Raw genomic sequence first — 19,128 nt, 5'->3', positions numbered from 1 at the left:
AGCTTGCCGCCGACGGCGTACGGAGCACCCGTCTCCGCCCGGCCCCGCTGCCGGCCCGCCCGTCGCCTCCGCCCGGGGCACGGCCGGTGAGCTGGTCCTCACGCCGTACGGCCGTGTCCCGGTGGGTGCCCTCGAACTCGACGGTGACCGTCAGGTCTTCGACCTGCTCCAGGCGTGGGAGCCGGAGGAGCAGGGCGCGGCGAGGAGCCCGGCTAGGGGCGGGCGTAGGGCCGGGTCATGATCTCCATGTTGTGGCCGTCCGGGTCGTCGAAGTAGGCACCGCGACCGCCGAACAGGCGGTTGATCCGGCCGGGTTCGGTGTGACCGGGGTCGGCGTAGTAGGTGACCCCGACGGTCTCCAGGCGGGCGATCATGCCGTCGAACTGCCCGTCCGGCACGAGGAACGCGTAGTGCTGCGGCTGGATCGGCTCGGTGCGCATCTCGTAGTAGTCGAGCGTGACGCCGTTGCCGAGGTCGACGGGGAGGAACGGCCCGAACGGGGCGCCGACCTCAAGGCCCAGGATGGCGGCCAGGAACTCGGCGGACAGCTGCCGGTCGGTGGCGTAGACGGCGGTGTGGTTCAACTGGACGGATGTCGTCGGCAGTTCGGGAGCGTGCGGGCGCTGCTGTTCGTTCGGCATGTGTGGTGGGTTTCTCCGGGTCTCGGTATCCGCTGGGACGGGTGCCGCGTGCGGGCGCCTACGGGAGGACGCGGAGGGGAGGGCGGGGCTCTGGCCCGCCTCGGGCTCACGCCGAGGCCGGGAAACTCACTCGTGCATGGCCCAAGGCCGACCCGGCAGTCACCCGAAGGACCTTAGTGATCGTCACGGTCCGGAGCAACGCGGTTTCCGCTGCCACGGCTCCGGGCCACGATCCGGCGCAACGCCCTCAGTACGTGCTCACCCGGCGCCGCAGCTCCGTCTCCCGCCCCATCCGCGCCAGCTTCTCCGGGTTGCGGACCGCGTACAGGCCCGTGATGAGGCCCTCGTCGATGCGCACCGCCAGCACTGTGTCGACCTTCCCGCGAAGGCGAAGGACCAGTGCCGGGGAGCCGTTGACCTGGGCCGCCTCCAGCGGGGCCACCGAGGCAAGCCGGGACGCGGCCAGGAGTGCCGCCACGCTCCCGGCGCCCACGATCGGGGACAGCGCGGCCTGGGCGACCCCGCCGCCGTCGCCCAGGAACACGACATCCGGCGCGAGGATGTCGAGCAGGCCCTGCAAGTCGCCTGTCTCGACAGCGCGTCGGAACGCTCCGAGCGCGGCCTTGGACTCCGCCGCCGAGACCTCCCCGCGCGGGCGGCGCGCGGCGACGTGCGACCGGGCCCGGTGGGCGATCTGCCGTACCGCCGCCGGCTTCTTCTCCACGGCCTCGGCGATCTCGTCGTAGTCGAGGGCGAACACCTCGCGCAGCACGAACACCGCCCGCTCGGTCGGCGTGAGCGTCTCCAGCACCAGCAGCATCGCCATCGAGACGCTGTCGGCCAGCTCCACGTCCTCCGCCACGTCCGGCGCCGTCAGCAGCGGCTCGGGCAGCCAGGGGCCGACGTAGGTCTCCTTGCGGCGCTCCAGGGTGCGCAGCCGGATCAGCGCCTGGCGGGTGGCGATCCGTACGAGGTACGCGCGCTGATTCTGTACGGTGGCCAGGTCGACGCCCGCCCAGCGCAGCCAGGTCTCCTGGAGAACGTCCTCGGCGTCGGCGGCCGAGCCGAGCAGCTCGTAGGCCACGGTGAAGAGCAGATTGCGGTGCGCGACGAACGCCCTGGTGGCGGAGTCGCCCGCCTGTGCCGTGCCTGCCATGCGTGGTCCCTCCGCTGTCGACTGCGTCCCCCACAGGACACCGGGCACCGTAGTTCTGTGACATCGGGAGGCTGGTCAGGTGCCGTCAGGCGCGAAGTTGCGCGAGCACAGCGTCACGTCCCGGCCCTTGAGATGGGCCAGCAACCAGTCGCTGAACACATCTCGTAGAGCGTCCAGGCCGGCCTTCCGAGCGCATGACCGCCGCGGACGTACGGCTCATACAGGCCCTGGCGCAGCGGCTGGTGGTGGCCCGTCCCGAGCTGGTGAACAGCGACGCAGGGCGCAGCCGCGTCCGGGTTGCCGGTGGCCCTTGTCGACGAGGACGTCGCACGAGCGACAACCTCTGGGCCGCCTTGAGTCCTCGTCAACCGATCGGCGTAACGACAAATCGATACGTCGGGTGAAGAGGGCCGCCAGTTGATCAACTCGGCGGCGGGAAGCGGTGATCCTGGCTCGGCATTGATCATCGGATCGGCGGCCGGAAGCCCGGCCCCGACCCCTTCACCGCATGGAGTTCCCTTGCGTGTTCGTCGTTTCGTGACCGGCGCCCTCGGCAGCGCGGCCCTCGTCCTCTCCTCTTTCGGCGTGGTCACCACGGCCGCCGGTTCCGCCGTCGCCGACCCGTGCGGCTTCTTCGAGACCGGCTCCGACGCCTACTACCACCACTGCACCTCGGACGGCTCCCGGGTCGTCATCAAGGTCGAGGCCGCCTGGGCCCCCGACTACGAGCGGTGTGTCGCGCCCGGCAAGACCTGGCTGGGCTCCTCCTCCAAGATCGATGGCGCGTACTACGTGGGCCGCACCTGCTGATCGGGGGACACGCGCACAGGGGCGGACGGGCTGAGCGGCCGGTCCGCCCCTCGCGGTTCAGCAGATGGTCTGCCGGCTGTTGACGAGCGTGTTGTTGCGGAACGTGGTGTTGGTCCCGCAAGGGTTCTCGTTGATCGCCGAGTTGGTGACCGTGAGGTTCTGGATGGTGATGCCGGAGTTGTTGGGGAACTCCGAACGGGCCGCGAGCCGGATCTCGCCGCCGCCGGTGACGCTGCCGCTCTGGGCGGCGATGTTCACGTTGGTGCAGTTCTCGATCAGGATCGCGTTGTTGCCCGTGTTCGTCAGGTTGACCCGGTCGATGACCGCCCCGCCGCTCTCCGACACGCAGAACACCCCGCGTCCGCCGCCGCGCGCGATCACCTCGCCCACCCGGATGTTGGTGGGGTACGAACTGCCCACCCGGCCGTTGCGGTTGGCCATGCGGAAGGCCGCGTAACCGGTGCCGGTGCCCGCGCCGTCGGCGTCGACCCTGGTGACGGTGGCGTTGATCGTCTGGTTCAGGAGCAGGCCCGAGTGGCCCACATTGCGGGCGGTGACCGTGCCGACGGTGAGGCCGTCCACGCCGTACGTCTCCACCGCGTGGCTGCTCGCGCCGGACACGTACACGCTGTCGATCCGGACGTTGCGGGTCCACTGGCTGGTGTCGCCGCGGTTGTCGATGCGGACCCCGAGCCCGGCCGACAGGCGCATGTCGATCTGGCCGAGCACGACGTTCTGGACGTTGCGCAGGAAGATGCCGTAGAGCGGTGTGCCGGTGACGTTGAGATGCTGGACCTCGATGTCGCGGACGCCCCGGGCGTAGACCGGGGCCTGGTCGCCGGAGCCCGATCCGGTGACGTTGATCGTGCCGCAGACGTCGAGGACCGTGTAGCTGGGCAGGGAGACCCGGGACCCTGCGCTGATCGACCCCGAGCCGCGTACGACGACCCGTTCCTTCGACGTGCGGCCCGCCGTCAGGCTGCTGACGGCGGCCTGCATCGCCGCGCGCATGTCCGTGCCGGTGTAGACCACGGAACTGCCGCGGCGGGCGGTCCAGGTGCTGCCGCTGAGCACCGCCTCCGCCTGGTAGGCGCCCTCACCGCAGGCCGCGGCCGGCTGCGGTGCGGCCGCGGTCGCGGGGCGGGACAGTACGGCGGCGCCGGTGAGCAGGGCGGTGGCGCAGGCTGCGGTGACAACGGCGCGCCTGCGGCGGGCTGTTGCGGCTCGATGTGCCATCTCGGCTTCTCCTATGGGGGGTTGGGGGGCGCGGAACGCGCCTTGGTCACGTGCGGTGTGGAATACGCGGTGATTGAATCGATTCACACAGGGCGCGTGACATAGCAAGCGTTTTCTGCGATGGCCCGGGAGTGTGCCAACGGCCCTCGAGAGCGTCAAGGGGGTGCGGTTGATCGAGTGGTGACCGCCCAGGCACCGGCGTACGGTCGAACGGTGGACCGACGGTGGACGGAGCCGTTCACCGGCCCCTCACGAGGGTGCAAGCCCCGAGAGTGCGACACGACATGAGCTCTGGCCCGCAGCCCACATCCCCGCAGACCACCGCCAAGGAAAACGGCGGTGGCGGAAACGCGATGGCCCTGTTCGTCATCGCCTCGTGCCAGCTGATGGTGGTCCTGGACATCACCATCGTGAACATCGCGCTGCCGGACATCCAGCGCTCCCTGGACTTCTCCACCACCAGCCTGTCCTGGGTGGTCAACGCCTACACCCTGACCTTCGGCGGACTGCTGCTCCTCGGCGGCCGGGCCGGCGACATCCTCGGCCGACGGCGGGTGTTCATCTTCGGCGTGCTGCTGTTCGTGTTCGCCTCCCTGCTCGGCGGGTTCGCCCAGAACGAGCCCCAACTCCTGGCCGCACGCGCCCTCCAGGGCGTCGGCGGCGCCATCGCCTCCCCGACCTCCCTCGCCCTGATCAGCACCACTTTCCGCGAAGGCCCGGAACGCAACCGGGCGTTCGGCGTGTTCGCCGCCGTCTCGGCGGGCGGCGGCGCGATCGGACTGCTGGCCGGCGGCATGCTCGTGGAGTGGCTGAACTGGCGATGGGTGCTCTTCGTCAACGTCCCCATCGGCCTGCTCATCGCGCTCGCCACACCCCGCTGGATCAAGGAGTCCGAACGCCACCCCGGCCACTTCGACATCTCAGGCGCCCTGACCTCCACGGCGGGCATGGTGCTGCTGGTGTACGGCTTCATCCGGGCCGCGCAGGACGGTTGGCGCGACCCGCTCACGCTGGCCTCGTTCGCCGCGGCCGTACTCCTCCTGGCCGCGTTCATCCTGGTGGAACGCCGGTCCACCCAGCCCATCACGCCGCTGCACATGTTCCTCGACCGCAACCGCGCGGGCACCTACGGCATCATGCTGTGCCTGGCCGCCGCGATCTTCGGCATGTTCTTCTTCCTGACCCTCTTCGTGCAGAACGTGCTGGACTTCAGCCCGCTGCAGGCCGGGCTCGCCTTCCTGCCGGTCAGCGCGGTCATCGCGATCGGCGCCGGACTCGCGTCCAAGTTCCTGCCCACGTACGGGCCCAAACCCTTCATGGTGGTCGGCGCCATCCTGGCCGCGGCCGGTCTGAGCTGGCTGACCCTCACCGACGTCAACTCCACCTACGCCGGCAGCGTCCTCGGACCGATGCTCGTCTTCAGCCTCGGCATGGGCATGGAGTTCGTCTCGCTCACGCTGATGGCGCTGTCCAACGTCTCGGTCCGGGAGACCGGCGCGGCCTCCGGGCTCCTCAACGCCACGCAGCAGGTCGGCGGCTCGCTCGGCCTGTCCATCCTCGTCACGATGTACGGCACGGCGAGCAGGAACGAGGCGGACGAGCAGGTAGCGGACTACCTCTCCCAGGCCACCCCCGCCGAACGCCTGCGCTTCGAGCGCACCGGCGAGCTGCCACCGCCCTGGTCGGACGAGGTGCTCACCGCGGGAGTCTCCTCGGCCTTCATCACAGCGGCGATCTTCACCGTGGTCGCGGCGCTGATCGCGGTGCTGGCCATCCAGGTCCGGCCGTCCGACCTGGAACGGCTCAAGGGTGGGGCAGGGATGCCGGGATCGGTGTGAGGGATGCCGGGGCCGGTGTGAGGGATGCGCCTCACGCCAGGTCCGGCTCCGCTCCCCAGGCCGCCGCGCACAGCGCCCGCTCCACCTCGGCCGTGTAGTGGGCCGCGCCCAGCCAGGCTCGGGCGAAACGATCGGCGTCGGCAGGGACCAGGCGGCCGAAGGCGTCGCGATCCCGGTCCGCGGCCGCCGCGTGCAACTCCTCCAGCAGATCGCCCGCGGTGGCGAGACCGAGGCGGCCCAGCCGCCGGGCGTCGGAGGCGCTGTCGCCGGGTAACGCCAGTACCCGGCGGCCTCCCGAGGCGGCCTGTTGCACTCGGCGGCGCAGCAGGTGCAGCGGGGGTTCGTCGGGAGGGGATGCGGCAACCGCCCGTCCGGGAGCCGTGGGTGCGGGTGACGTGGCCGCGGGCAGGTCCGCTTGCTGGAGGCGGTCGAAGCCCAGGTCCACGCGGGCGTCGGGGTCGGCGGGGTGGGCCGTGGCCAGGAGGAGGGCGCGGGCGTGCGGGGCGGGGGAGAGACGGGCCACGACGCGCAGCCGGGTGCCCGGCGCGGCGGCCAGCAGCCGCAGGTTGTCGCGGTCGGGAAGCGCCGGATGGTCATGGGCGGCGGCAAGACGGACCGTCAGACCGCCGCAGTCGGCGAGCAGACAGTCACCCGCCGCCTCACGGACCGTGCCGAGAAGCGTGACGTCCAGGAAGAGCAGGTCGGGCCCGTCCTCGGACAGCGCCCGCAGCGCCTGCGCGGCAACCGGCACGGCCCACAGCCGGTCCAGCGGATCGCCGTCCCACGCCACCCCGGCCGCGCGCACCGCCCGTACCCCCTTGCCCGCGCCCAGCCGCCCGGTCGGCGACACCGTCGCCCCGGACACCGCGAGCCCCGCGCGGGCCAGCTCCCGGTGCGTCAGCGCGGTGTCTCCGACGCGTACGGCACGCTCGGCGGCGCCGACCGCGCGGCCCGCCCCGCCCGGCGCGACGTCGGACACCGTGTACAGGCGGCCCTGCGCGTCGGCGGTCCAGGTCACGGCGCCCGCGTAACCGGTCGCCGTGAGGACCGGCTCCGAGAAGAGGCCGTACAGCCGCAGGGAGCCGTCCGGGGTGTACGGCTGCCGCACGCTGCCGCGCAGCGCCGCCAGTTCGGGGCCGGTGGCGCGCGGCAGGCGGTGCGCCGCGCTCAGGACGGCGTGCAGCGCGCTGACGAGGTCGGCGAGGCGGTACGACGGATCCGCTCCGCGCGCCGCGCGCAGCCCGGTGACCGCGGCGACCGCCGCCGCGGCGGCCCGGGGCAGCCCGGCGAGCCGCGCGGTGTGCGCCGCGCGCAGCAACTCCGCCTGCACGACGGCCCCGGCGCCGTCCGTACCGGCGTCGAGCACGGCGGCCGCCGCGGCGCGCAGGGCGTGAACGGCGGTGAGCTGGCCGGGGGTTGCGGTGGGGTCGGGATCCGGTGGCGTCGGGGTGTTCGACGTCGGGTCGGGATCCGGCGGGGCTGCTGTGTCGGTGGTGGGGGCGGGGTTCGGTGGGGATGCCGTGTTCGTCGTGGGGTCGGTATTGGACGGGGCTGGTGTAGCCGTGGTGGGGCCGGAACTCGGCGGTGCTGCCGTGCCCGCCGCCGGGTCGGGATCCCGTGGTGTTGGCGTGGTCGCCGCCGGGACGGGATCCGGTGGCCCCGCCGAACCCGCCGAACCCGCCGAACCCGCCGAGCCCGCCGAGCCCGCTGTCGCCTCCGCGGCGTCGTCCGGGGCCGGGGCGTCCGCGACAGGTGCCGCCGATGCGATCGCCGCCCGGTGCAGACAGGCCGGCGCCAGCAGGCACCCGCACCGGATCGCGTCCGCGCTGCTCACCACCCCGCCCGGCGCGTGCAGTTCGAGGTCGGTGTCGTCGTCCACCGCCACGCGTACCGTGTCCCCGTCCACGACGGCCGGACGACCGGCCAGCTTGGCGACACCCGCGTCCAGCCGCTTGCGCAGCCGGGGCGACAACGCTTCGACCAGTTCTGCGGTCACCTCCGGCGCGACCGGCGGAAGGCCCGGGCTCATGCGATCTTCTCCCCTACCCAGCGGGCGAGTTCGAGCGGACTGAGGGCGGCCACCGGCATGCCCGCGGCGACCAGCTGTCCCGCCACGCCGGTGGAGTAGCGGGGGCGGCCCGCGTCGTCGAGGCTCGCGCAGCCCAGCACCTGGCAGCCGGCCCCGACCAGGGCGCGCACCTCGGCGAGCAGCCCGCCGAGCGGATAGCCCTCCTCGAAGTCGCTGACGACCACGACGAGCGTCCGCGACGGCACGGTCACCAGCTCCCGCGCGTGCCGCAGCCCCGCGGCGATGTGCGTGCCGCCGCCCACGCTGACCTCCAGCAGCAGGGACAGCGGGTCGTCGACATGGCCGGTGAGGTCGATGACCTCCGTGGAGAAGGCGAGGAAGTGCGTGGACAGAGTCGGCACTCCCGCCAGCACCGAGGCGGTGAGGGCGGCCCACACCGTGGACGCCTCCATCGACCCCGACACGTCCGTGACCAGGATCAGCCGCCAGTCCGCGGCCCGCTTCGCCCGCGTACGGAACACCGGCCGCTCGGGGACGACCACGATCCGCCCGTCCGGGCCGCGCCGCGCTGCCGCCAGGTTGGCGCGCAGGGTGCGCGGCAGGTCCAGGCCCCCGCCCGGCCGCCGCCCCGGCCGCGGCAGAGCCGTACCGTGCAGGGCCGGTCGCAGCCGCGTGGCCAGCTCCCGGGTCAGCGCGTCCACCAGACGCCGCACGAGCGGGCGCAGCGCGGCCAGCCGGGCCTCGGGCAGTCCGCCCGCATGCCGCAGCACCGTCCGCAGCAGATCCACCGAGGGCCGCGCACGCTCCGGATCGAGCTCGGCCAGCACATCGGTCCGCCCCGACGCCGCCGCTGCCGCCAGCACCTCCTCCCGGATCCCCGGCCCGAACAGCGCCGCCAGTTCCTCGGACCACTCCCGCACCCCGGGGTAGGGCGCCTCCCGCCCGCCGCCCCGGCCGCCCGCCCCGGGCAGTCCGCCTCGACTGCCCTCACCGCGCCCGGTGCCGTACAACTCGTCCAGCGCGGTCGCCAACCCGGCAGCGGAACGCGGCAGTTGATCGGTGCGCCGGCCCAGCACGAGCCGCCAGCGGTCGGCGGGGGAGAGGCGGTGGTCCCCCAGGACCGTAGCGGTCCCGGGCACTTCGGTCGCCGCCGGAAGGGCTGGTGGCGCCGCCGGAAGGGCTGGTGGAGCCGCCGGGAGTGATTCCGGCGCCGCCGGGATTGACCGTGGCGCCACCGGGAGCGATCGTGCCACCGCCGGAAGGGCAGCCGCCACCGCCGGAAGGGCAGCCGACGCCAACGGGAGGGCTCGCGGTGCCGGCAGCAGCCCCAGCCCTTCCATCCCCGCCCGGGCCACGAGATCCGCGCGGGTCCAGGCGGCGAGCGCGGCGGGGTCCACCGCACCGGTGTCGGTCACGCCTGCCGTGCCGCCCAGCCGCTCCTCGACGGCGGACAGCAGGCGTTCACGCGCTGCCGGGCTGAGCGTGTCGAACCCGCCCCGCAGCGCGGGCAGGCGGTCGAGGAACGCCCGGTCGGACACCTCCACCACCCGGCTCAGCAGCGGCTCCAGCGCGGCGGAGGCAGACTCCAGGAGCGGTCCGGCCGCGGTCAGTACGCCCGTGAGGCGCGCGGTGAGATCCGACCGGGACTCCGGCCCGGTCGCCGAGTCGACCCAGGAGGCGATACGGCCGCCCAGCGCGCCGGGCGCCTCGTGTCCGAGCAGCACGCGTACGGCCCCTGCGGCGCCCCGCATCAGCGGCGAGCCGTCGGCGGCCAGCCGGGCCAGCGCGTCGGCGAGCCGGATGCCGCCCAACTCGTCGGCTCGGTGGGCCAGTTCGAGCAGGGCGTGGGCGTCCGCCGGGTCCTCGGAGCCGGTGAGTCCGTCCACCTGGCGCACCGCGGCGGACGTCAGCAGCTCGGCCACCGCGGCGGCCCTCGCCGTACGGTCGTCGTCGGCGCCGAGCCCCGGGATGTGACCGGCGCGCAGCCGGTCCGACAGGGCGAGGGCGGCGAGGAGTTCGGGGAGGGTGCCGGAGTGGGGCAGCACGTCGGCGACGTCGGCGAGCCGTTCGTCCGCGAGCGCGGGCAGTCCGCACTCCGCCGCCTCCCGCAGCCCCCGTAGCGTCTGCTCGGCCGTACTGCCGCCCTCGTCCCGCTCCGCGCGCCGACGTTCGCGCAGCACACCCTCGGCGGCCTGCGCCGCCGTGACCCCGCGTACGCCCGCCGCGGTCAGCATCGCCGCCGTGGCGGGAGTCCAGCGCACCTCCCACCGCGAGGTGAGCGCCTCGGCCCCGCCCGCCCCGGCCACCTCCTGGGCTTGCCCGTACGGCACCCCGCACACCGTCAGCCGCCGCAGCAGCACCTCGCGTCGGCGGTCCAGATCCGACCGCAGCGGATCCAGCCGCAGATCACGCGGGGCGCTGCCGTCGCCCGGGCCGGGCAGTCCGAGCGCGGCCACCTCCGACTCCACGGCCGGAGCGAGGCCGCTGCGCGGTGCGCCGGGCGCGGGCCGGCCGGTACGGGTCCCGACGAGGACCCGCTCCATCGCCAGGGCGACGGCCCTGCCCCGGCCGTACGGCTCGCCCTGCGCGAGCACCGTCTGCACCGCCTCCGCCAACTCGCCGCGCCCCGCCGCGGGCAGCCCCCGCAGCCGAGCCAGATCACCGGCCAGCCGACTGATCTCCCGCGCGTCGGCGGGCCCCGACGGATGCCCCAGCGACCGCAACGCGGCACACACCTCCACCGCCGCCCGGGTCAGCGCCTCCTCCAGCGCGGCGGGATCCCCGGCCGCCCGCAGCACCAGGTGCTGCCACTCCGGGTCGCGGATACCGGCCGGGTAGCCGGACCGCTCGTCCAGCAGGGCGTAGGTGTACGGGATGAGAGAAGTGATCCAACCCCCGCCCGCCGCGGGCGCGTCCAGCTCCGGGGCGGGCTCGCCCGCCGTCAGTGCCGGGGCATGGAACGCGCCGACGACCAGCGCGGCCCGCGCCCCGTCGGCGGTCGCCGCCGCCAGCCGGGCCCGCATCCACCGCTCACGCCGCAGATCCAGCTCGGGCACGCCCCCCGAGGCCGCCGCGTCCTCGCGCAACGCCCATCCCGTCAGCAGCGCCGCCCGCCGCAACGCCTCCGGCGGCGATCCCGGCGCCGTGGCCTCCACGAGCCGGTCCCACAGATCGTCCCCCGAACGCCCGGTCAGCCGTGCCCGCAACGCATCGGCAATCCCAGGCCCGACGCCCACCGACCCCGGACCGACGGACGCCGGTCCCGCTGTATCGCGCCCCTCGGTGCGAACGGACGCGGATCCCGCCGTATCGGGCCCCTGGGGGCCGCCGGACGCAGGTCCCACCAGTCCCCTCTCCTCGGTGTGAACGGACGCGGGTCCGGCCGCACCGGGCCCCGCGGGGTCGTCAGACACCGGCCCCACCGCACCGGGCCCCCCGGGCCGAACGGACACGGGTCCCGCCGTATCGGACCCCCCGGGGCCAACGCCCGCCGACCCCGCCGCATGGCGTCCCCCCGCACCGACGGACGCCGACCCGACCGCACCACGCCTGTCTGGGTCGGCGGGCGCCGGTCCCCCCGAACCCCGCCCGCCCGGACCGGCGGACGCCGGGCGCAGCGCACCGTGTCCCCCTCCCCACGCCCGGTCGGCCAGGGGCAGGTCGCAGGCCAGGGCCGGGATCCCCCGTCGAGCCGCCCAGCGGATCGCGGCCAGCTCGGGGGAGAAGTCGGCGAACGGGTAGAACGCCGGTCCGCCGACCCCGCCCGGCGGCGCGGCCGCGAGGGCGACCGGGGCGCGGGTCTCCTCGTGTCCCAGCCACGGCAGCCACTCCTGCATCTCGGCGGGGAGTTCGACGAGCACCACGTCCGGCTTCGCCGCGTCCAGCAGGGCGGGCACCGCCGCTGCCAGGGACGGCGCGTGGTGCCGTACGCCGATGAGGTACGGCCCCGCCGGATCGGTCAGGGCCGCCACGGCCTCGTCGGGGGAGAGGGACATGGCCCGTCAGCCCTCCAGCACCGTGCGCAGGTCCCACAGGGTGCGCCAGGTGGCGGAGCCCTGCTCGGCGCGCCGCCGGACCGGGCCGTCCCAGTAGCCGCGCAGCCGGGCCGCGTCGGCGGGGTCGTCCTTGCGGACCACTCCGAGCAGATGGCCCGGCAGGAGCCCGAGCACATCGCGGTCGCCCGGGAAGTACGCCGCCGCGAGACCCAGCGCGCCCGCCACCGACACCGCCTCCGCGGTGCTCATCACGGTGGACGGCCGCTCCACCTCCCAGCCCTCCGCCGACCGGCCCTCCCGCAGGTCCCGGAAGGCGGTCACCAGGGCCTCCAGCACCGCGTCGTCGACCTGGAAGGCGGCACCGGCCCGCTCCACGGACGCCCGCGCCTGACTGCGCACCAGCGCGGTCTCGGCGTCGAGGTCCGCGATGGGGCCGACCGTCTCGAAGTTGAAGCGGCGCTTGAGCGCGGCGGACATCTCGGAGACGCCCCGGTCGCGCAGGTTGGCGGTGGCGATGAGGTTGAAGCCGGGCGCGGCATGCGCCAACGAGTCCTCGCCGCCCGCCAGTTCGGGGACGGCGATACGCCGCTCGGAGAGCAGGGAGACCAGCGCGTCCTGCACCTCCGGCAGACAGCGGGTGACCTCCTCGACCCGGGCGATGGCGCCCCGGGACATGGCGGTGAGCACCGGCGAGGGCACCAGCGCCTGCCGGCTGGGGCCCTGGGCCAGCAACAGGGCGTAGTTCCAGCCGTACTTGAGCTGGTCCTCGGTGGTGCCCGCGGTGCCCTGCACGACCAGGCCGCTGGTGCCGCACACGGCGGCCGACAACAGCTCGGACAGCATGGACTTGGCGGTGCCGGGCTCGCCGACCAGCAGCAGCCCGCGCTCTCCCGCGAGCGTGACGACACACCGCTCGACCAGCGCCCGCTCGCCGACGAACTTGGCCGACACCGTCAGGCGCCGCGGCACGCCGTCCGGTACCTCGGCGGTGTCGGGCAGCTTCAGCGCCTGGCCGCCGCTGCCCATGACGAACGTGACGACGGCCCGGGGCGTGAGGTGCCAGGCGGGCGGACGTGGCCCGCCGTCGTACGCGGCGAGGAACGCCAGCTCGGTGGCGTGCAGATCCTCGGGCGGGACGATCTGGCGGGTCGGGGCGGAGGGCAGGGTGGAGGTCATCGGCGGCGGCTCTTCCGGCTGGTGGGCGTGCGGGTGGCCTGGCTCTTCGGGTCGGCGGGCGTGCGGGTGGCCTGGCTCTTCGGGTCGGTGGGCGTGTGGCTGGCCTGGTGCTTCGGGTCGGCGGGCGTGCGGGTGGCCTGGTTCTTCGGGTCGGCGGGCGTGCGGGTGGCCTGGTGCTTCGGGTCGGCGGGCGTGCGGGTGGCCTCGTTCTTCGGGTCGGCCGGCGCGTGGCCTACCTGGTTCTCCCGGTCGGCCGGCGCGTGGCCGGCCAGTTGGGGGGTCGTCATCGGCGGCGTCCCCTCCGCGTGATCAGCTCCTCGTACGCCGGTGCGTCGTCGGCGCGGACCCGTTCCCAGGCGCGGGCGAACAGTTCGGGCAGCGGGAGGTGCGGCACGGTACGCATCCGGTCGGATATCGCGTACAGGCCCTCCTTCCAGCTCTCCACCGGCAGCGCGGCGCCCTTGAGGTCGCGCCAGCCACCGGGCAGGAAGAGGGCACGCCCGGCGCGCGGCCGCTTGGCCTCGACGACCAGGCCGGTCGCCGCCAGTTCCGCGCGGGCCTTCTTCAGCCGGGCGGGCTTCCAGCCGGTCCAGCGGGCGCAGTTGCGATCCGTCGGGTCGGGCAGGGCGAGCAACTGGAGGTAGAGCGCCGCCGCGTCCTCGCCCAAGCCGTGGGCCGCGGCGACCTCCGTGACCAGGTCCGGCACGCTGACCATGGGGTCCTGGGCGTACCCGGCGGGGCCGTCGGCGGCGACGGCCCGGGCGAGGTCGTCGCCGAGGAGTGCCCGCAACCACCCCAGTCCCGCGCCGCGTTGGGGGCCGACGAGCCCTTCCAGGAGGCCGAACACGGAGTCGTCCGGCCCGGTCAGGCCCGCGGGGCGGACCAGGGTGATCTCGCTGTCGCCGTGCCAGGGGCGCAGCACCAGCGCCTCGCCGACGCGGGTCTGGCCCTGCGCGTCGGCGCCTCCGGTGTCCGCGAGCCCGTACGCCTTGCGCACCTCCACGGCCGTGGGGCCGCCCTTCTCCGTCCACTCGACGCCGAGCGGGAGCACCAGCTCCGGGTCGGCGAACCGGCGGCGCAGCGCGGCGAGGCTCTCCGGGAGAACGGGGCGCAGGGGGTGCCCGTAGGGGAGGGCGTAGGCGAGCGAGGCCAGGGCGGCCACGGCGCTGCCCAGGTCGTAGTGGCTGGGCAGGGCGGACGGGTCGTCCGGGACCCAGGTGCCGTCCTTGTCGGGGCGCAGGGCCGTGGTCCGGCTGATCCAGCGGGTGCGCCCGGGGTTGAGGACTACCCCGGCGGAGGCGGCGGGCAGTCCGGCCAGGTCCGCGGAGAGTTCCTCGGGCACCCGGACGACGGAGCCCAGCCGCTCGGCCCACACCCGGCCCGCGGCCTCCAGGTCCGGTCCGGTCGACCACAGGTCGGCGGGGTCGGCGGGCAGCAGGGCGCCGAGCAGCGCGGTGCGGTCCTCCGCGGTGAGCGAGTCGAGCATGCTGTTCGCCTGGTCCATCCGGCGCGGCTTCAGGCCCATGACGGCGAGCGTCTGCGCGTCGTGGTCGCGTGGCTGGGCGGCCAGCAGCACGGTCGCCTGGAGCGGGCCGAGCCCGCCCCGTGTCACGGCGGCGAACGCCTCGGGCGCCTCGGCCCGCCAGGGGGCCACGCCCTTCTCCCGGATCAGCCGGGCGACGGCGGCCAGTCCGTCGGCGGGGAACGCCTGGGGGTCCCGGGTCTCGCGCTCCAGGGTGAAGTGGGCGATCGCGCCGAACCGGCCGGACGGATCGTGGTCCAGGGCCAGCCAGTTCACCCTGCCGCGCGCGGTGTCGACGTTCTGGCAGCCGAGGACGACGACGGTACGGCCGTCCCGGCGCAGCACCTGGCCGACGCGCTGCTGGTTGTCGCGCGGCTCGCCGAGCAGGACCTCGCGCAGGCTGTCCCCGGGTGCGGCGAGCGGCCCTTCGGCGAGGGCCTCGAACAGCAGGAGCAGCGCCTCGCGCTGGGCCTCGGACACCGTCGGCAGGGCGGCCCGGTAGGCGAGCGGGCGCAGCACGCCCAGCAGCGACGGCCAGATCATGCCGATGCCGGGGACGGTGTGCTCGTCACTGGTCCAGCCGTCGCCGAGCGGGGCCGGCCGGCCGGATTCGGCGGACAGCGGCTTGCCGTCGGCGGGCCGTCCGGACAGGACGTGGTTCACCGCGCGGATCTGGCGCAGCGCGGTCCACTGGCGCTGGCTGCTCCAGCCTCCCCACAGCCCGGCGATGCCACCGGCGGCGCTGTTCAGCGTCCGGTCGTCGCCGTGCTCCGGGCGGTAGTCCGCGAACATGCCCTCGGTGCGGCGGCGGTCCGGGCGGTCCCGCTCGACGGGCGGTGCGGCGAGGGCGGTGGCCGACTCGGTGAGCCGGAGCGCCGCACGGACCAGGGCGGAGACGCCCATCAGCAGCCGCTCGTCGGTGACCTCGGGCAGCGCCGACCCGACGGCCCGCCCCAGGACCTCGTCGGCGGAGGGGAGCTTGCCGCGGGCCTCGGCGTCACCGGCCGCCGCGAGCTGCGCCCGGTGCTCCGCCAGGGCGGCCGTGCCGGCCCGCAGCAGCCCGGCCGCCCGCTCGTCGCTCAGAGCGCGCAGCACCGCCGACGCCCGCTCGTCGCGGGGGCGCAGCGCGTGCCAGAACGCCACCGGAGGTACGTACCGGCTGCCCGCGGCGAACTCGCTGCCGCGCTCGCCCACGGTCACCCGGCCGAGCAACCCTGAGTCGGGGCCGCCGTCGGCCGCGAACAGGCCGATCTGCCCGCCGGCCATCGCGACCACCGGCGCGGCGCCCCCGGGCAGCCGCAGGCAGCCCAGCGGAACGCCGCGGGTGCGGCGCAGGACCGCGGTCCGGCCGTCCGGTGTACCGGCGGTCGTCACCGCCTCGCCGCCCGTCCCCGCGGTGCGCACCCAGCGGCCCAGGACGGTGCCGTCGGTGCCGAACGGGCTCTGCTCCAGCCCGGGTTGCAGGGGCAGGACCTCGCACAGGCGCTGCTCCAGCCGGGCGTCCTCCCGGACGGCGGACCGCAGGAAGGCGGGCAGTGAGGCACGCCCGTGCGTGCCCGTCGCCGGGTCGTACTCCAGCCACACCTCCTGCCGCCCCTGCCGGCCCTCGCGCCAGCAGGTGGTGCCGTCGCCGATGACGGCACGGCCGGCGGGCAGGACGGTGTCCCCGGCGTGCAGCGTGCGGCCGCCGGTGGCCCGGCCGCCTCCGGGCAGCGGGATCGAGGGGTGACCGAGGTGACGGCCGTAGCCGTAGCCGATCTGCTCGCCGCCCAGGGTGAACACCTCGGACGGCCGGGCCGACCAGTAGCCGACCTGCTTGCCCTCCTGCCGCCACATCACCAGCAGCTCGCCGTCGGTCCAGCGGAACTGCGGGCGGCTCCAGCGGTCCAGCTCGACGGGCAGCCGCAGATCGTGCTCGAGCAGCACCTTCTCCGGCCCGACGACGACCGCCTTGTGCCCCCGGGACAGGATCAGCGCGGGCCAGGCCTCGCCGACCGCCAGCTCGTCGTGGTGGCCCTTGCCGCGGGTCTCCGTGTCGAGCAGCCGCAGGCCCTCCTCCAGGGCGGGCCAGCCCAGTTCGTCCAGGATGCCCGCGCGCAGGGTGCGCGCCAGCACCGGCGCGATGTCGTGGGCGGCGACGCGGGCGACCGCATCGGCGTGCACACGGGCGGCCACCGGACGGAAGGGCCGCATCCGCTCCAGCGCCGTGCGTGCCGCGGGCAGGCCGGTCGCCTCGGTGTACTCGGCGGCCGAGTCGGCGAGCCAGTCGCGCAGCACCTCGCCCAGTACGGGATGCCCGGCGACCGGTTCCAGCAGGGCGGACAGGGAACGGTCGCCGCTCAGGGTGCCGATCGCCTCGTACAGCAGCCGCCGCAGCCGGGGGTCGGCGGCGGTGGCCGTCAGGTCACGGCGGCCGGCGCGCTCGTCGCGCAGCCACCGGTCGAGCCCCAGATGGACTCGGGTGTCCTCGTCCGGCATCGCCAGCGGCACGTCCTGCGCCGCGCACAGGTCGAGGAGGTCCGGGTCGGCTCCGGCGTGCCAGCGGCCGGTGAACAGGTCGACCGGCCGGCCGTCGGCGCGCAGCCGCAGCGCCATGCGCGCGACCAGCGCGAGGGTGGCGGGGGAGCGCCAGGAGACCGCGGCGCCGTGCTTGCGGTGGCTCGCCCAGCGGCCGAGCCAGTCCGCCGCGTCGACACCGCCCGCAGCTTCGGCGTCCTCGCCGGTCAGCAGCCGGTCGGCGCCGGTCTCCGCGAGCAGCCCCAGCCAGAACTCGTCGTCCTCGACGCCGCGGCCGAGACCGCTCGGCATGATCTCCAGCAGCCGCACCCGTACGGCCGGGCGCTGTTCGGCGAGGACGGTCAGGGTGGCCCGGTAGGTGTTCCAGAAGGAGGCCGGAGCCCGCACGGCGGCCGGCGAGGCGATCAGGTCGGCGACCAGCTCGCACTCCTCGGTGACCCGGGACAGCCCGGCCGCCTTGATCAGGCTCCGGGCGTCCTGCGGCAGCGAGGCGTACGGCGGCATGCCGGCCGCGCAGCGCTCCACCGTCAGCTGCCGGTACTGCGCCCACGCCGCCCGCGGGTCCAGCCGCCGGGCGAGGTCCTTCACATGCTCCTTGAGGGCCTTGACGGTCAGCGCCCCGGCGAAGGCGAACTCCAGGAACACCGCCCGCTGCCGGTCCTCGTCCACGGCCAGCGCGTGCACCCGCTCGGCCTCGCGCGCCTTGCCGAAGAAGGCCGCCGCGTAGGTGGTGTTCTCGTGCTGGAGGAAGATCCGGGCCGCCTGCTCGTAGAAGGTCGGCAGGAAGTGCGGGACGGCCCGGCCGAGCCGTTCGCCGAGTTCCTCGAAGCCCTCCTTGGCGGTGCCGGGGCGGGACTTGGCCTGGCGGGCGAGCCGTTCGACGTCCTTGACGAGGGCCAGGGCATGGTGGCCGTTGGCCGGGTCGTGGACCAGTGCCCAGGCCGGGAACCCGAGTGTCTCGCGGCGCACCTGGCCGATCTCGGGCGCCTGGGGCTCGCGGGCCAGCCCGAGGAACTCCAGGGCCAGGTCCTCGGCCTCGCCGAGGGTGCCCGGGACCAGCCGGACCACCCGCCGGTCGTCCAGGGCGGGGTGGGTGTAGGTGCGGACGGTGAGGGTGTCCGCGTCCTCGCGGGTGGTGGTGCCCGGCGGCAGGACGGCGCCCGCCTCCAGCAGCGCGGCCGCGGTGGTCTCGTCGTACGTGCTCATGCGGCCTTCTCCTCGTCCTCGATGTCGCGCCCGGCGTACAGCGCGGCCGCCATGCGCATCCCCTCCGACCAGGCCACCGGCCCGACCTGACCGAGCCTCAGCACCTTGCCGCCGCCGTCCGTCCAGGTCAGCGGGCCGGTCTCGGTCTCCAGGTAGGTGTCGTAGTCGCCGATCCAGACGCGGGCCTCGAGCGCGCGGCCGTCCTCGCGCAGCGAGCAGACGGCGTCACCGCCGCGGACGCGGTAGCCGAGCTGGGTGGTCCTGCCGTGCAGGAACCGCAGCTCCTTGAAGGCCCCGCCCGCGTAGTCCTCCACGGCCGCGGCATCGGTGTCGAGATCCGCGGGGCGGTGCCACACCTCGCGGAAGAGCTGCTGGGCCCGCTGCTCGACGCCGAGTTCGACGGCGAACTCCCGCAAGTCCTCCAGGTCCTCCAGCAGCACCGGGTGCGGGATGCGCACGAGTTCGGGGCTGATGCGCACGGTGTCGCCGTCGAGGTCGACGAGCCCGAGTCCGCGGTCCGGGTCGGCGTCCCGCAGGAAGCCGGCGACCGCGCCGTCCGGGCCGGTGACCACCAGGTCGCGCAGGGCGTGCTGCCAGGCCGGGTCGGGCCACACCCGGGCGACGACCGCCAGCGGCACCGGAAGCGAGCGCACCATCCACCGCTCCACGTCGGTCAGGCACTGCCGTTCGTGCCGCTCCAGCCACTCGGCGAGCTGACGCAGCCCCACCACCGCGGGATCGTCCGCGAGTTTGGCCGGCACCGACTTCAGCCGTCGCCCGGCCGCGTTGCGGCACACGACCTTCCCCGCGTCCAGAGCGACCTCGTAGTCGCCGGCCGTCACCCACCCCACAGGTGCCTCCCCGCACTCAGTGATCAAGTGACGGGAACTCTAGGCGAGAGCACTGACAACGCCCCGCCGGGGCCTTGGCCTGTTCGGGAACCGGTCACCGGCAGGCCGGTTGCCCCGCCGGATCGGAGGAACCCGGGGAGCGGAGGCGATG

General features: G+C 74.8%; 11 protein-coding genes. 2 read left to right on the top strand and 9 right to left on the bottom strand.

Going from position 1 to position 19,128, the window contains the following annotated elements; translation table 11 throughout:
• Nucleotides 1-212: 212 nt before the first annotated feature.
• Nucleotides 213-641, bottom strand: a complete 429-nt coding sequence (locus ACWD1Z_RS08715; RefSeq protein WP_451116778.1) for a VOC family protein — start codon at nt 639-641, stop codon at nt 213-215.
• A 247-nt stretch (nt 642-888) separates the two neighbouring features.
• A complete protein-coding gene (locus tag ACWD1Z_RS08710) occupies nt 889-1,797 on the bottom strand; it encodes an RNA polymerase sigma-70 factor (RefSeq protein ID WP_451116776.1) in 909 nt (302 codons plus the stop codon).
• Nucleotides 1,798-2,316: 519 nt separating this feature from the next.
• On the opposite strand from ACWD1Z_RS08710, the gene ACWD1Z_RS08705 reads away from it, so the two are divergent.
• Nucleotides 2,317-2,607 (top strand): DUF6355 family natural product biosynthesis protein, encoded by a 291-nt coding sequence (locus tag ACWD1Z_RS08705; protein ID WP_451116774.1) that lies wholly within the window; start codon nt 2,317-2,319, stop codon nt 2,605-2,607.
• 57 nt (nt 2,608-2,664) lie between these two features.
• Here the strand turns inward: ACWD1Z_RS08705 and ACWD1Z_RS08700 are convergent, their stop codons facing one another.
• Nucleotides 2,665-3,843: a hypothetical protein gene (locus tag ACWD1Z_RS08700; RefSeq protein ID WP_451116773.1), complete on the bottom strand. Its 1,179-nt coding sequence runs from the start codon at nt 3,841-3,843 to the stop codon at nt 2,665-2,667.
• Nucleotides 3,844-4,127: 284 nt separating this feature from the next.
• Here ACWD1Z_RS08700 and ACWD1Z_RS08695 point away from each other — a divergent pair, with 284 nt between their 5' ends.
• Nucleotides 4,128-5,681: an MFS transporter gene (locus ACWD1Z_RS08695; protein WP_451116772.1), complete on the top strand. Its 1,554-nt coding sequence runs from the start codon at nt 4,128-4,130 to the stop codon at nt 5,679-5,681.
• A 31-nt stretch (nt 5,682-5,712) separates the two neighbouring features.
• Here ACWD1Z_RS08695 and ACWD1Z_RS08690 read toward each other — a convergent pair whose 3' ends face one another.
• The 6 genes from ACWD1Z_RS08690 to ACWD1Z_RS08665 are packed head-to-tail and all read right to left on the bottom strand — an operon-like array spanning nt 5,713 to nt 18,977.
• The gene (locus ACWD1Z_RS08690; protein WP_451116770.1) at nt 5,713-7,710 is read right to left on the bottom strand and encodes a hypothetical protein; all 1,998 of its coding nucleotides are present in this window, start codon (nt 7,708-7,710) and stop codon (nt 5,713-5,715) included.
• Nucleotides 7,707-11,705 (bottom strand): vWA domain-containing protein, encoded by a 3,999-nt coding sequence (locus ACWD1Z_RS08685; protein ID WP_451116768.1) that lies wholly within the window; start codon nt 11,703-11,705, stop codon nt 7,707-7,709. The genes ACWD1Z_RS08690 and ACWD1Z_RS08685 overlap by 4 nt, the downstream gene beginning before the upstream one ends.
• A gap of 6 nt (nt 11,706-11,711) precedes the next feature.
• The gene (locus ACWD1Z_RS08680; RefSeq protein WP_451116767.1) at nt 11,712-12,881 is read right to left on the bottom strand and encodes an ATP-binding protein; all 1,170 of its coding nucleotides are present in this window, start codon (nt 12,879-12,881) and stop codon (nt 11,712-11,714) included.
• Nucleotides 12,878-13,168: a hypothetical protein gene (locus ACWD1Z_RS08675; RefSeq protein WP_451116765.1), complete on the bottom strand. Its 291-nt coding sequence runs from the start codon at nt 13,166-13,168 to the stop codon at nt 12,878-12,880. Before ACWD1Z_RS08675 ends, ACWD1Z_RS08680 begins: the two co-directional genes overlap by 4 nt.
• Nucleotides 13,165-18,126: a hypothetical protein gene (locus ACWD1Z_RS08670; protein ID WP_451116763.1), complete on the bottom strand. Its 4,962-nt coding sequence runs from the start codon at nt 18,124-18,126 to the stop codon at nt 13,165-13,167. The genes ACWD1Z_RS08675 and ACWD1Z_RS08670 overlap by 4 nt, the downstream gene beginning before the upstream one ends.
• Nucleotides 18,123-18,977 carry a DUF4132 domain-containing protein gene (locus tag ACWD1Z_RS08665; RefSeq protein WP_451116762.1) on the bottom strand — a complete coding sequence of 285 codons (855 nt, stop codon included), beginning with the start codon at nt 18,975-18,977 and terminating at the stop codon, nt 18,123-18,125. Before ACWD1Z_RS08665 ends, ACWD1Z_RS08670 begins: the two co-directional genes overlap by 4 nt.
• Nucleotides 18,978-19,128: the final 151 nt, after the last annotated feature.

It is taken from the genome of Streptomyces sp. NPDC002784, from assembly GCF_053592135.1.
This window is presented reverse-complemented; position numbering and strand designations above follow the sequence as displayed.